Genomic DNA, 13,312 nt, shown 5'->3' on the forward strand with positions numbered 1-13,312 from the left:
CGACCGTCAGGTCAGACGGAGACGGACGGCGTCTCGACCTTGGTGCGCGCGGTCTCGAGGATCGAGCGCCACGACGAGCCGGGCTTGCGACGGAGCAGCGCACGCCGCTCACGCTCGGTCATGCCGCCCCAGACACCCCACTCGATCTGGTTGTCCAGCGCCTCGGCGAGGCACTCGGTCCGCACGGGGCAACCCGCGCAGACCTGCTTGGCCTTGTTCTGCTCCGCGCCGCGCACGAAGAGTGCGTCGGGCGTGTCCGCCTTGCAAGCGGCGCGCGATGCCCAGTCCTCAACCCACATAGTCATTCCCCACGATCAATGGAGCCCGGTCAGCCGCCCCCATAGCGGCCATCCCGATCTCGAGTAGAAAAGTAAACGAGTTGCCCGAGGTGCAGACAGGGGCCGAGTGGCTCAATTCGCATAGTCCGATGTGACTAGTGGGGTGGTCGTTCGGGCCCCGCGAGTGGATTGAGTGTGCTAAGCGCCTCCCCCGTACTCTGGTGCCCATGTCCTCGCGTACGCCGTCGCCCGCCCGGAGCCCCCAGGGGCGCCCGAACGCCGGGCGCATCGCCTCGCACCTCGCCGTCATGGCCGCGGTCGCCGTGGTCATGGGCGTCCTCATCGCCTGCCTCGCCATCCCGTTCGCGGGCCTGGTCGGCGTCGCCGCGAAGGACGTCAGCAAGGGCATGGTCAACCTGCCGGAGTCGCTCGAGGCCAAGGACCTGTCGCAGAAGACGCGCATCTACGACGTCAACGGCAACCTCATCGCCTCGCTCTACGACCAGAACCGGATCAACGTCCCGCTCACGTCGATCTCGCGGCCCATGGTGAAGGCGATCGTCGCCATCGAGGACTACCGCTTCTACGACCACGGCGCGCTCGACCTCAAGGGCACGCTGCGCGCGTTCATCACCAACCAGGCCAACGGCGGCTCGGTGCAGGGCGGCTCGTCCATCACCCAGCAGATGGTGAAGCAGACCCTGCTCTACCAGGCCGAGACCGACGAGGAGCGCAAGGCCGCGACCGAGGAGACGTACGCCCGCAAGATCCGCGAGCTGCGCTACGCCATCGCCTTCGAGAAGAACCACAGCAAGGACTGGATCCTCGAGCGCTACCTCAACATCGCCTACTTCGGCGACGGCGCCTTCGGCGTCCAGGCCGCCGCCAAGCACTTCTTCTCCAAGAACGCCAGCAAGCTCAACCTGCTCGAGTCGGCCACGCTCGCCGGCCTGGTGAAGAACCCCGTCGGCTACGACCCGGTGGACAACCCCGAGCGCGCCGAGTCGCGACGCAACGTCGTCCTCGACCGGATGGCGCAGCTGGGCATCCTCACCGAGAAGAAGGCCGACCGCCTCAAGAACACCCCGATCGGGGACACGCTGAAGGTCACCAGCTCGCCCAACGGCTGCCAGCAGTCGCAGGCGCCGTTCTTCTGCGACTACGTCGTCAGCTGGCTGCTGAAGGACCCGGTCCTGGGCGACACGATGAAGGAGCGTCGCCGTACGCTCAACAACGGCGGCCTCACGATCAGGACGACGATCGACCTCGACATGCAGAAGGCCGCCGACCAGGCCGTCTCCGCGCACGTCTTCCCGACCGACCAGGCGATCGGCGGCCTCGCCATGGTCGAGCCCGGCACCGGCGACGTACGCGCACTCGCGCAGTCGCGCCCGATGGGCAAGGACAAGGCGGCGGGCCAGACCTACCTCAACTACGTGGTGCCCAAGAAGTACGGCGACGCCAACGGGTTCCAGGCGGGGTCGACGTTCAAGGTGTTCGTCCTCGCCTCCGCCATCAACCAGGGCATCCCGCTCAGCACCACGATCAGCTCGCCCGAGCAGATGAACATCCCGGACGAGGACTTCGAGAACTGCGACGGCCCCTACGCCGGCGACGGCAAGGGCTGGACGGTCAGCAACTCGACCGGGTCGGGCACCTTCGACCTCTACTCCGGCACCCAGAACTCGGTGAACACCTTCTTCGCCCAGCTCGAGGAGCAGACCGGCATGTGCGAGCCGCTCCAGCTCGCGAAGGACATGGGCGTCAAGGTGCCGCTCGCCCAGAAGGTGCCGTCATGGATCCTCGGCGTCTCCGACAGCAACCCGCTCGAGCTCGCCCAGGCCTACGCCACCTTCGCGGCCCGCGGTCTCCACTGCGACCCGCGCCCCGTGACCGAGGTGCTCGACTCACAGGGCCAGGCGCTCAAGGACTTCTCCAGCCAGTGCGAGCAGGTCATGCCGGGCGCGACGGCCGACGCGGTCAACGACATCCTGCGCGGTGTCATGGAGCCCGGAGGGTTCGGCCAGAACATCGCGATCGACAAGCCGTCGGCCGGCAAGACGGGCACGAACCAGAACAACATGTCGGTGTGGTTCGCCGGCTACACCCCCAAGATCGCCACCGTGGCGATGGTCGCCGGCGCCAACCAGCTCGGTGAGTGGGTCAGCCTCAACGGCCAGTACGTCGGCGGCAGCCCGATCTACGAGGCGTTCGGCTCGACCGTGGCCGGCCCGATCTGGGGCGACGCGATGTCGGCCATCTCGGCCAAGCTCCCCTACGAGGACTTCCAGGCGCCCGCGGGCGACGAGATCGCCGGCGTGCTGACCAGCGTGCCGGACGTGACCGGCCAGTCCGTCGAGGCCGCGACGTCCACCCTCGAGGCGGCCGGCTTCACCGTCGCCGACGGTGGCCAGGTCAACTCCGACCTCGAGCAGGGGCTCGTCGCGAGCACCTCGCCCGCTGCCGGGATCCAGCTGAGCAGCGGTGACACGGTCACGCTCTACACCTCGACCGGCTACGTCCCGCCCCCGCCGTCCAACGACGGCGGCAAGGGGAAGGGCAAGGGGAAGGGCAAGGGCGGCGGCAAGGGCCGCGGCTGACCTCCCCAACCGGTGGTCGAGGTGCGAGCCCTTCGAGACGCCTCGTCCCTCGGCTCCTCAGGATGAACTCCGCGAGCCTCGAAACCGATCAGCCGAGCTGTCGCCGTACCTCGGCGGCGACCGCGCCACCGTCGGCGCGACCCTTGACCTGAGGCGTCACCACGCCCATCACCTTGCCCATCGCGCGCATGCCCTCGTCGGCCGCGCCAGTCGTGGCGATCGCCGCCGACACCAGCTCGCTGATCTCGGCGTCGGTGAGCGGGGTGGGGAGGTACTCGGCGATGACCTCGCCCTCGGCGGCCTCCTTGGCCGCCATCTCCTCACGCCCGCCCTCCTTGAAGGCCGTGGCCGCCTCGCGGCGGCGCTTGGCCTCGGTGGACAGCACGCCGAGGACGTCCTCATCGGTGAGCTCGCGGGCGACCTTCCCGGCGACCTCGGCGTTGGTGATGGCGGTCAGCACCATCCGCAGGGTCGAGGAGCGCAGCTCGTCACGCGCCTTCATGGCGGTGGTGAGGTCGGCGCGGAGACGGTCCTTGAGGTCACTCATGCCGACCATTGTGGCAGCCTTGGCGAATGGCTTTCCTCCCTGTCGTTCGGCGCACGATCGGGCTCGGTGCCCTCGCCGGCGCGGGGCTGACGGCGTACGCCGCCTGGGAGGCACGCCAGTACACGCTGCGCCGCGTGACCGTGCCGCTGCTGCCCGCGGGGCACGCGCCGCTGAAGGTGCTGCACCTCAGCGACATCCACATGGCGCCCGACCAGCGCGCCAAGCAGGACTGGCTGCGCGGGCTCGCCGCCCTCGAGCCGGACCTGGTCGTCAACACCGGTGACAACCTCGCGCACTCCCGATCCGTACCGGTCCTCGCGGACGCCCTCGGCGGCCTGCTCGACGTGCCGGGGGTCTACGTCCTCGGCTCCAACGACTACTGGGTGCCGGGCATGCGGAACCCGCTGCTCTACCTGCTGCCCGACACCGGCAAGCGGCACACGTCCGGACGCCAGCTGCCGTGGCCGGACCTCAAGGACCGCTTCAACAGCGCCGGCTGGCTCGACCTCACCAACGGCTTCGGCCGCCTCGACGTGGGCGGCACGTCGATCGCGTTCGCCGGCGTCGACGACCCGCACCTGCAGTACGACGACCTGGGGCGCGTCGCCGGCCCGGCCGACCCGGCGACCGACGTCCGGATCGGCGTCACGCACGCGCCGTACCTCCGCGTGCTCGACCAGTTCGCCGCCGACGGCTACGAGGCGATCATCGCCGGCCACACGCACGGGGGCCAGGTGTGCCTGCCCCTGCTCAACGGGGGTGGCCGGGCGTTGACCACCAACTGCGACATCGAGCCCGCCCGCGCGCGCGGCCTGCACCGCCACCCCGCCGACTCCGCACCCGGCGACGAGAGGTCGGCGTGGCTCCACGTCTCTGCCGGCCTCGGCACCAACCCCTACGTCCGGATCCGCGTGGCCTGCCGTCCCGAGGCGACGCTGATGACCTTCGTCCCCGTCGGAACCGCCCAGGAGGCCTGATGCCGCTCGTCCGCGTGACCAACTTCGCCATCTCCCTCGACGGCTACGGCGCCGGGGAGCCGCAGTCGCTCGAGGCGCCGTTCGGCCATGCCGGCATGAAGCTCCACGCCTGGCGGTTCGCGACCTGGCAGGACGGCGCCCCGAGTGGCGTCGACGCTCTCTTCGGCAAGCAGTACGACGTCGGTTTCGGCGCGGAGATCATGGGCGCCAACAAGTTCGGTCCGCCCGGGTGGCAGGACGACCCCGACTGGCGCGGCTGGTGGGGCGAGGACCCGCCGTTCCACACGCCGACGTACGTCCTCACGCACCGACCGCGCGAGTCCATGGAGATGGAGGGTGGCACGACCTTCCACTTCCTCGACACGTCGGTCGAGCAGGCGCTGGCGGTCGCCCGGGAGGCGGCGGGTGACCTCGACGTCCGCATCGGCGGGGGCGCCAGCACGGTGCGCGACTTCGTGCGGGCCGGCCTCGTCGACCACCTCCACCTCGCCGTCGTGCCCGTCGTCCTCGGTCGCGGGACGCTGCTCTGGGAGGGTCTCGAGGGGTTGGAGGACACCTTCCACATCGAGGCGGTCTCCGCGCCGAGCGGGGTCGTCCACCTGTCGCTCAGCCGCATGCAGGGCTGAGCCCCGGGGCGATTTCGGACGGCCCTGACCCAGCCGGTATGCTCGCCCACGTTGCCCGGACGGTTCCGACCGTACGGGCGGCGGGCTGTGGCGCAGCTTGGTAGCGCGCCTCGTTCGGGACGAGGAGGCCGCAGGTTCAAATCCTGTCAGCCCGACATCGGGACGGACCCACGTGAGACGTGGGTCCGTTCGTCATTTCTCATCCGGTTGGCGCTCCCTAGGGTGGGGCGATGGCCCTGCTGACGTGCGACTTCTTCTCCGACGCCCTCGAGCGCGGGACCTCGATGACCGTCGTCCTGCCGCAGCCGACGCAGGAGCAGATCGGGGTGGACGGGACGGGCTTCGCCGACCCGCCCCGCCTGCTCTACCTCCTCCACGGACTGTCGGACGACCACACCGCGTGGCTGCGCTACACCTCGATCGAGCGCTACGCGACCGCCCTCGGCTTCGCCGTCGTCATGCCGGCCGTGGACCGCTCGTTCTACGCCAACGAGAAGCGGGGACACCGCTACTGGGACTACGTGTCCGAGGAGCTGCCCGACGTCGTACGACGGTTCCTGAGGGTCTCGCACGACCCGGCGGACACGTTCGTGGCCGGGCTCTCGATGGGCGGCTACGGCGCGCTCAAGCACGGGGTCACCCACCCCGAGCGCTACGCGGGCGTCGCCTCGCTCTCCGGCGTCGCCGACGTCCGCGAGCTGGATGGGCGCCTCGACCGGGCCGAGATCGTGGAGCGTGTGTTCGGCGGATCGATGGCGCCGTCGGACGACCTCTTCACCCTCCTCGACTCCGTCGACCCGGCGACGGCACCCCGGCTCTACATCGGGTGCGGCACCGAGGAGGACCTGTTCGTGGGACCCAACGAGCGCTTCGTCGAGGCCGCTCGGGCCCGCGGGCTGGACGTGACGACCGACTTCCGTCCCGGCGTGCACGAGTGGGGACTCTGGGACGCCCAGATCCAGGACGTCCTGACCTGGATGGCCGCGACCTGAGGTGTCCGGCCACTCGGTCGACACGTGTCCGACGGATGGCCCCCGATGGGCCGGTCCGAGGGCCACGTGCCGGACACGTGTCCGACTGGTGGCCTCCGATCGACGGGTCCCAGGGCCACGTCCCGGACACGTGTCCGAACGGGCGGCGTCGGTGGGCGCGGGCCTCGCGCATGTCGGCCAGTCCGACGGCTGACGCGGCAGCTGCGGCCTCGGCGGCCCGTATTTGGCACACTGCCCCCATGGCAGACACGGGCAAGCCCGACGACGGCACGGAGGAGACTCCCTCGTTGGAGATGCCCTCCTTCTCGTTCCGACGGAAGAAGAAGTCACCACCGCCTGAGGACGCCGCGCCCGAGCCCGAGGTCGAGCCGCGGCCCGAGCCGGTCGCCGAACCCGAGCGCCAACCGGAGCCGGAGCCCGCGACCGACCCCGAGCCCGAGCCGGTCGCTGTCGCAGAGCCCGAGCCAGTTGCGGCACCTGAGCCCGACACCGTGACTGCCGCCGACCGCGAGCCGGCCACCGAACCGTCTGCGCAGCCCGAGCCCACGCCCGTGCCGGCGTACGAGACACCGACCGCCGTCGTGCCCGTGGTGCCCGCCGACCAGGACGACGTGGCGTACGAGACCGAGGACGAGCCGGCACGCGAGCCGCGGCAGCTGCCGTTGTCCGGCCTCCCGGCGGCGGCAGCCACGGGTGTGGTGGTCGGCGTCCTGGCGGTGCTCCTCGCCTGGCTCGCGACGAGCAGCTGCGAGGCGGTCCGCGGTACGTCGTCCTGCGGCGGCGGCCCCGGCCTGCTGATCCTGCTCGCCGTGCTGGCGTTGCTGGCGGTGGCCGGCGCGTGGTTGCTGGCGCGCTTCGGGGAGCCCGAGTCAGGCTCCACGAGCCTCCTGGCCGTCGGCATCATGGCCGTCCTGGTGATGGTCTTCCTGCTCGGCTCGCTGGACGAGGCGTGGGCACGCATCGCCGTACCCGTCACCGCCGTCATCGGCTACTGCGTGTCGTGGTGGGTCACCCACGCGGTGGTCAGCGACGAGACCGAGCCGGACCTCGCGGAGCCCCACGACGTCAGGTGAGGCGGATCAGCGCGCGGCGGCGATCAGCTCCGCGATCTGCACGGTGTTGAGCGCGGCGCCCTTGCGGAGGTTGTCGCTGCTGACGAAGAGCGCGAGGCCGCGGCCGTCGGGCACGCCCTCGTCGGCGCGCAGCCGGCCGACGTAGGACGGGTCGCGACCGGCGGCCTTGAGCGGGGTGGGCACCTCGTCGAGCTCGACGCCGGGCGCCGACGACAGGAGCTCGCGCGCCCGCTCGGGCGACATCGGCTGCTCGAACTCGGCGTTGATCGCCAGCGAGTGGCCGGTGAAGACCGGGACCCGCACGCAGATGCCCGACACCGGCAGCGCCGGGATGCCCAGGATCTTGCGGGACTCGTTGCGGAGCTTCTGCTCCTCGTCGGTCTCGTTGAGGCCGTCGTCGACGATCGAGCCGGCCATCGGGAGCACGTTGTAGGCGATCGGCTCGACGTACTTGACCGGGTCGGGGAAGGCGATCGCGGAGCCGTCGTAGGCCAGCTCGCGCGCTTTGTCGCCCGCCGCGGCCACCCCGTCGTAGAGCTCGTCGACGCCCGCGACGCCCGAGCCGGACACCGCTTGGTAGGACGAGATGACGAGGCGGGCCAGGCCGGCCTCGTCGTGCAGCGGCTTGAGGACCGGCATCGCGGCCATCGTCGTGCAGTTGGGGTTGGCGATGATGCCGCGCCCGGCCTCCACCACACCGGCCATCGCCTCGGGGTTGACCTCGGAGACGACGAGCGGGATGTCGGGGTCCTTGCGGAACGCCGAGGAGTTGTCGACGACGATCACACCGGCCTCGACGAAACGGGGCACGAGCGCGCGCGAGGTCGTGGCGCCCGCGGAGAACAGCGCGATGTCGAGCCCGGCCGGATCGGCGGTCTCCGCGTCCTCGACGGTGATCTCGCGGTCGCCGAAGGGCAGCACCTTGCCGGCCGAGCGCGCCGAGGCGAAGAAGCGGACCTGGTCCGCGGGGAAGGCGCGCTCGAGCAGGATCTGGCGCATCGCCACGCCGACCTGCCCGGTGGCGCCGACGATTCCGATGTTGACCGTGCTCATCGGCCCGTGCCTCCGTAGACCACGGCCTCGACCTCGTCGGCGTCCAGGTCGAACGCCGTGTGCGTGGCGCGTACGGCGTCGTCGACCGCGTTCTCGTCGACGACCACCGAGATGCGGATCTCCGACGTCGAGATCATCCCGATGTTGACGCCGGCCGAGGCGAGGGCGCCGAAGAACTTCGAGGTGATGCCGGGGTGCGAGCGCATGCCGGCACCGATCAGCGAGACCTTGCCGATCTTGTCGTCGTAGAGCAGCTTGTCGTAGCCGACCTCGGCCTGGATGCGCGCGAGCGCGGTCATCGCCGTCTGGCCGTCGGTGCGCGGCAGCGTGAACGAGATGTCGGTCAGGCTCGTCGCGGCGGCCGAGACGTTCTGCACGATCATGTCGAGGTTGATCTGGGCGTCGGCCAGGGCCTCGAAGATGCGGGCGGCCTCGCCCACCTTGTCGGGCACGCCGACGACGGTGATCTTGGCCTCGCTGCGGTCGTGCGCGACACCGGCGATGATGGGCTGTTCCATGGTCTCTCCCTCGGAGGCGGCGGCCGGGTCGTTGACGACCCAGGTGCCGTGGAGCTGGCTGAACGACGAGCGGACGTGGATCGGGATGCCGTAGCGGCGGCCGTACTCCACGCAGCGCAGGTGCAGGATCTTGGCGCCGCAGGCGGCGAGCTCGAGCATCTCCTCGTAGGAGACCTGGTCGAGCTTGCGGGCGGTCGGCACGATCCGCGGGTCGGCGGTGAAGACGCCGTCGACATCGGTGTAGATCTCGCACACGTCGGCCTCGAGCGCGGCAGCCAGCGCGACCGCGGTCGTGTCGGTGCCGCCGCGACCCAGGGTGGTGATCTCCTTGGTGTCCTGGGAGACGCCCTGGAACCCGGCGACGATGACGATGTGGCCCTCGCCGATGGCCTGCGTGATGCGGCCGGGCGTGACGTCGATGATCTTGGCCTTGCCGTGCACCGAGTCGGTGATCACCCCAGCCTGCGAGCCGGTGAACGAGCGCGCGGTGAACCCGAGGTCGCTGATCGCCATCGCGACGAGCGACATCGAGATGCGCTCACCGGCGGTCAGCAGCATGTCCATCTCGCGGGCCGGCGGGAGCGGCGAGACGCCGTTGGCCAGGTCGAGCAGGTCGTCGGTCGTGTCGCCCATGGCCGACACGGCGACCACCACGTCGTGCCCGGACTTCTTGACGTCCACGATGCGCCGCGCGACGCGCTTGATGGCGTCGGCGTCGGCGAGCGAGGAGCCGCCGTACTTCTGCACGACAATGCCCACGATCAGTCCCTCGGAAGATGTGACGAGAACGGCGTCCACCGACGCCGTCGGCGGCGGACCCGACCGATTCTACGGCTGGGCGGCGGGGGCGCTCTCCAGCATCTCATCGGCGACCTCGACCTGGTCGGCGTCGGCGTCGAAGTCGGTGTCGAACCGGTCGTGGGCGACCACGGTGATCAGCGCGTTGAGCGCCGCCCCGGCGAGGTTGCCCCAGTTGTTGACGTAGGAGAACTGCCACCACCACAGCGCCTCGTCGACGTTGCCGGCCCGGAAGTGGCGCAGGCCGTTCTCCAGGTCGATCGCGATCGAGGCGAGGTCGTCGGAGAGCCGGCTCTCGACGACCTCGGGGACGTAGGGGTCGAAGACGAACGTGTAGGCGTCGACGCCCTCGAGCATGTCGGCCAGCCGCAGGCGCAGGTCGTCGATGTCGGCCTCGGGGCCGACATCGGGCTGGAACTCCTCGCGCGGCGTGAAGTCGGTCTGCGCGCCGAGCCGGGCGCCGGCGAGGAGCACCTGGCTGATCTCCAGCAACAGGAGGGACACCGCCTGGGCGCCGTTGCCCTCGCGCGCGATCTCGCGCAGCGCGAGGAGGAAGCTCGTCACCGAGTCGGCGATCTGCTCCTCGAACTTGATCTTCTCGATCTGGGCGTCAGTCACTGGCTGATCTCCTTCCGGCGAACGCACGACCGAGGGTCACCTCGTCGGCGTACTCCAAGTCTCCGCCCACCGGCAACCCGCTCGCCAACCGGGTCACCCGGAGACCCATCGGGAGCAGCAGGCGGGTGAGGTAGGTGGCGGTGGCCTCCCCCTCGAGGTTGGGGTCGGTGGCCAGGATGACCTCGGTGACGGCACCGTCGGCCAGGCGGGGCATCAGCTCCTTGACGTGGAGCTGGTCGGGTCCGATCCCGTCGATCGGCGAGATCGCCCCGCCGAGCACGTGGTAGCGCCCGCGGAACTCACGGGTGCGCTCGATCGCGACGACGTCCTTGTACTCCTCCACGACGCAGAGCACGCTCGGGTCGCGCCGCTCGTCGCGGCAGATCCGGCACTGCTCGTCCTCGCTGACGTTGAAGCAGATCGAGCAGAACTTCACCCTCGCCTTGACCTCGATCAGCACGTCGGCGAGCCGGCGTACGTCGGTGGGCTCGGCCTGCAGCAGGTGGAACGCGATGCGCTGAGCGCTCTTCGGCCCGACTCCCGGCAACCGGCCGAGCTCGTCGATGAGGTCCTGGACGACGCCTTCGTACAACGCGGTCGCCTCAGCCGAGGGAGGGCGGCGGGAAGCCGAGCCCGCCGCCGGCACCCCCGCCGGACCCGCCGAGGCCCTCGGTGAGCCCGCCGAGCGAGTCGCCGGCGAGCGCCTCGGACTTGGCGCGCGCGTCGCGGTAGGCCGCGACGATCAGGTCGGAGAGGTCGGACAGGTCGTCGGGGTCGGTGCCGTCGAACTCGCCCGCGCGGATCGTCACGCCGACCAGCTCGCCCACGCCGTTGGCGGTCACGGTGACCGCGCCGCCCGCGACCGTGCCGTCGACGGTCTGCTGGGCGAGGGCGGCCTGCGCCTCCTCGAGCTGCTGCTGCATCTGCTGCGCCTGCTGGAGCAGGGCGTTCATGTCGAAGCCGCCGCCGAGGGCGTCGAAGGGGTTCTGGGTCATCGGGTCTCCAAGAGGTCCAGGAAGGTGGTCGGTCTGGGGGTCGAGCCGGTCAGTCGTTCCTGATCTCCTCGATCAGGCGGGCGCCGAGCGTCTGGGTGAGGAGGGACTCGGTGTCGAGCGCCGCCGACTCCGCGTCGCGGTCGTCGTCGCGGTCGACGTCGTCGTCGGCCGAGCGCACCGGCTCGGCCGGCTCGACCGGTCCGCCGGCGCGGGCCACCTCGAGCGCCTCGCGCGCGGCGTCGGCGGACACCGAGGGCGCCGCCGGAGGTGCGGGCGGCTGGACGGGCTCGCCGTTGGGCGCCTCGACGGCCGGCGCCGGACCTCCGGTCACCCAGGCGGGCGGTGCGTCCGGTGCGGGCGCACCAGGAGTGGCGTCCTGGGTCGCGGCCGGGGTGGCGGGGGCACTCGTCGCGGCCTGGTGCACGACCGGCGCCTGCGCAGCCGCGCCGCTGGGGTCGACGATCGACTCGACCTTCCAGTCCATGCCGACCACGTCGATCGAGGCCTGGCGCAGGATCTCGTCGCAGCCGCCGTTGACGAACGAGTCACGCGCGCCGGCGTTGGCGAAGCCCACGGTCAGGCGGGTCGCGTCGACGTCGACGACGTGGGCGTGCTGGGAGAGGACCATCCACGCGAGACGGCGACGGTTCTTGGTCTGCTCGAGGATGTCGGGCCACAGCCGTCGTACGTCGACGAGGCTGAGGCCGCCCTGCGGACCGCCCGGCTGCTCGGCGACGGGCTCGTCGGAGGCGGGCGCAGCGGCAGCAGCGGGCGCAGGGGCGGCGACCACCGGGGGCTCGGGCAGCGACGTGGGCATCGGCGGGGGCGGCGGCGGGCCGTCCTGCGCGGAGGTGGGCGAGGGCACCGGTGGCGGCGGAGCCGGCTCGTCGCGCACGGGCGCCGGAGCCTGCGCCGCGGGAGCCTCCACGACCGGGGGGGTCGACGCTGGTGCCGGCGACTCCGCGCGAGCAGGCGCAGGAGCGGCTGCGGGGGGCGCGGCCGCGGCGCGGACGGCCGCTACCGGCGAGGCGGGGGCCGGGGCGCCGGTCACGTCGAGGCGGCGCTCGAGCCGCTCGAGCCGGGCCATCACGCCGTCGGAGGTGTGGTCGGCGCCGGGCAGCAGCACGCGCGCGCAGAGCAGCTCGAGGAGCAGGCGGGGCGCGGTGGCACCGCGCATCTCGGTCAGCCCGGCGGCGACGATGTCGGCGGCACGGCTCAGCTCGATCGCGCCGAACCGGGCCGCCTGCGCGACGAGCCGCTCCCCCGCGTCCTGCGGGACGTCGATCAGCCCGGTGGCCGGGGCGTCGGGCACCGCGGTGACGATGACGAGGTCACGCAGGCGACGGAGCAGGTCCTCGGTGAAGCGCCGCGGGTCCTGGCCGGTCTCGACGACCTTGTCGACGACCGAGAACACGGCGCCGCCGTCGCGGGAGGCGAAGGCCTCGACGACCTCGTCGAGCAGGGAATCCGGCGTGAAGCCCAGCAGGTCGGTCGCCAGCTTGTGGGTCACCCCGGCCTCGCCGGCGCCGCCGAGGAGCTGGTCGAGCACGGACAGCGTGTCGCGGGCCGACCCCGCCCCGGCTCGTACGACGAGGGGCAGCGCGGCCGGCTCGATCGCCACGCCCTCCTCGCCCGCGAGCTGGGAGAGGTAGTCGCTGAGCAGGCGCGGCGGGATCAGCCGGAAGGGGTAGTGGTGGGTGCGCGAGCGGATGGTCGGCAGCACCTTGTCGGGCTCGGTCGTGGCGAAGATGAACCGCAGGTGGGGCGGCGGCTCCTCGACCAGCTTGAGCAGGGCGTTGAAGCCCTGCGTGGTGACCATGTGGGCCTCGTCGATGATGTAGACCTTGTAGCGGTCGCGGACCGGGGCGAAGAACGCCTTCTCGCGCAGGTCGCGGGCGTCGTCGACGCCGCCGTGGGACGCCGCGTCGATCTCGATGACGTCGATCGACCCCGGCCCGCCGCGGGCCAGGTCGCGGCAGCTGTCGCACTCGCCGCACGGGTCGGAGATCGGCGCCTGCGCGCAGTTGAGGGCGCGGGCGAGGATGCGCGCCGAGGTCGTCTTGCCGCAGCCGCGCGGACCGGAGAAGAGGTAGGCGTGGTTGACCCGGTTGGCCGCGAGGGCGGCGCGCAGCGGCTCGGTCACGTGGTCCTGCCCGATGACCTCCTGGAAGGTCTCGGGCCGGTAGCGGCGATAGAGCGCGAGCGGTGACTCCACGTCGTGAACCCTAACCGGGCCC

The 13,312-nt window shown here is 71.4% G+C and carries 13 protein-coding genes and 1 tRNA gene; 6 read left to right on the forward strand and 8 right to left on the reverse strand.

Annotated elements, in window-relative coordinates; translation table 11 throughout:
* Positions 1 to 11: 11 nt before the first annotated feature.
* Positions 12 to 299, reverse strand: coding sequence for a WhiB family transcriptional regulator (locus L2K70_RS10635; protein ID WP_236401813.1), 288 nt, complete (start codon positions 297 to 299; stop codon positions 12 to 14).
* A 206-nt stretch (positions 300 to 505) separates the two neighbouring features.
* Between L2K70_RS10635 and L2K70_RS10640 the strand changes: the two genes are divergently transcribed.
* Positions 506 to 2,878 (forward strand): penicillin-binding protein, encoded by a 2,373-nt coding sequence (locus tag L2K70_RS10640; RefSeq protein ID WP_236401814.1) that lies wholly within the window; start codon positions 506 to 508, stop codon positions 2,876 to 2,878.
* An 88-nt stretch (positions 2,879 to 2,966) separates the two neighbouring features.
* On the opposite strand, the gene L2K70_RS10645 is transcribed toward L2K70_RS10640, so the two are convergent.
* Complete coding sequence (locus L2K70_RS10645; protein ID WP_236401815.1) at positions 2,967 to 3,425, reverse strand: GatB/YqeY domain-containing protein; 459 nt, start codon at positions 3,423 to 3,425, stop codon at positions 2,967 to 2,969.
* Positions 3,426 to 3,451: 26 nt separating this feature from the next.
* Between L2K70_RS10645 and L2K70_RS10650 the strand changes: the two genes are divergently transcribed.
* The 5 genes from L2K70_RS10650 to L2K70_RS10670 all read left to right on the forward strand — a co-directional run bounded on the left by L2K70_RS10650 (position 3,452) and on the right by L2K70_RS10670 (position 7,093).
* The gene (locus L2K70_RS10650) at positions 3,452 to 4,402 is read left to right on the forward strand and encodes a metallophosphoesterase (RefSeq protein ID WP_236401816.1); all 951 of its coding nucleotides are present in this window, start codon (positions 3,452 to 3,454) and stop codon (positions 4,400 to 4,402) included.
* Positions 4,402 to 5,028 carry a dihydrofolate reductase family protein gene (locus L2K70_RS10655; protein WP_236401817.1) on the forward strand — a complete coding sequence of 209 codons (627 nt, stop codon included), beginning with the start codon at positions 4,402 to 4,404 and terminating at the stop codon, positions 5,026 to 5,028. Before L2K70_RS10650 ends, L2K70_RS10655 begins: the two co-directional genes overlap by 1 nt.
* An 81-nt stretch (positions 5,029 to 5,109) precedes the next feature.
* Positions 5,110 to 5,183 (forward strand) — tRNA-Pro (locus L2K70_RS10660).
* A 75-nt stretch (positions 5,184 to 5,258) separates the two neighbouring features.
* Positions 5,259 to 6,020, forward strand: coding sequence for an alpha/beta hydrolase (locus tag L2K70_RS10665; RefSeq protein ID WP_236401818.1), 762 nt, complete (start codon positions 5,259 to 5,261; stop codon positions 6,018 to 6,020).
* Positions 6,021 to 6,259: 239 nt separating this feature from the next.
* A complete protein-coding gene (locus L2K70_RS10670; RefSeq protein WP_236401819.1) occupies positions 6,260 to 7,093 on the forward strand; it encodes a hypothetical protein in 834 nt (277 codons plus the stop codon).
* Between the two features lie 6 nt (positions 7,094 to 7,099).
* On the opposite strand, the gene L2K70_RS10675 is transcribed toward L2K70_RS10670, so the two are convergent.
* From L2K70_RS10675 to L2K70_RS10700, 6 genes are all read right to left on the reverse strand, one after another.
* Positions 7,100 to 8,146 carry an aspartate-semialdehyde dehydrogenase gene (locus tag L2K70_RS10675; protein WP_236401820.1) on the reverse strand — a complete coding sequence of 349 codons (1,047 nt, stop codon included), beginning with the start codon at positions 8,144 to 8,146 and terminating at the stop codon, positions 7,100 to 7,102.
* The gene (locus L2K70_RS10680; RefSeq protein WP_236401821.1) at positions 8,143 to 9,423 is read right to left on the reverse strand and encodes an aspartate kinase; all 1,281 of its coding nucleotides are present in this window, start codon (positions 9,421 to 9,423) and stop codon (positions 8,143 to 8,145) included. The genes L2K70_RS10675 and L2K70_RS10680 overlap by 4 nt, the downstream gene beginning before the upstream one ends.
* Positions 9,424 to 9,492: 69 nt before the next feature.
* The gene (locus L2K70_RS10685; protein ID WP_236401822.1) at positions 9,493 to 10,080 is read right to left on the reverse strand and encodes a DUF5063 domain-containing protein; all 588 of its coding nucleotides are present in this window, start codon (positions 10,078 to 10,080) and stop codon (positions 9,493 to 9,495) included.
* A complete protein-coding gene (recR, locus tag L2K70_RS10690) occupies positions 10,073 to 10,672 on the reverse strand; it encodes a recombination mediator RecR (protein ID WP_236401823.1) in 600 nt (199 codons plus the stop codon). The genes L2K70_RS10685 and recR overlap by 8 nt, the downstream gene beginning before the upstream one ends.
* Positions 10,673 to 10,682: 10 nt before the next feature.
* Positions 10,683 to 11,075, reverse strand: a complete 393-nt coding sequence (locus L2K70_RS10695) for a YbaB/EbfC family nucleoid-associated protein (protein WP_236401824.1) — start codon at positions 11,073 to 11,075, stop codon at positions 10,683 to 10,685.
* A gap of 49 nt (positions 11,076 to 11,124) precedes the next feature.
* Positions 11,125 to 13,290 carry a DNA polymerase III subunit gamma and tau gene (locus tag L2K70_RS10700; protein ID WP_308195787.1) on the reverse strand — a complete coding sequence of 722 codons (2,166 nt, stop codon included), beginning with the start codon at positions 13,288 to 13,290 and terminating at the stop codon, positions 11,125 to 11,127.
* Between the last annotated feature and the right edge of the window lie 22 nt (positions 13,291 to 13,312).

This window comes from Nocardioides potassii, from assembly GCF_021648885.1.
GTDB lineage: Bacteria > Actinomycetota > Actinomycetes > Propionibacteriales > Nocardioidaceae > Nocardioides > Nocardioides potassii.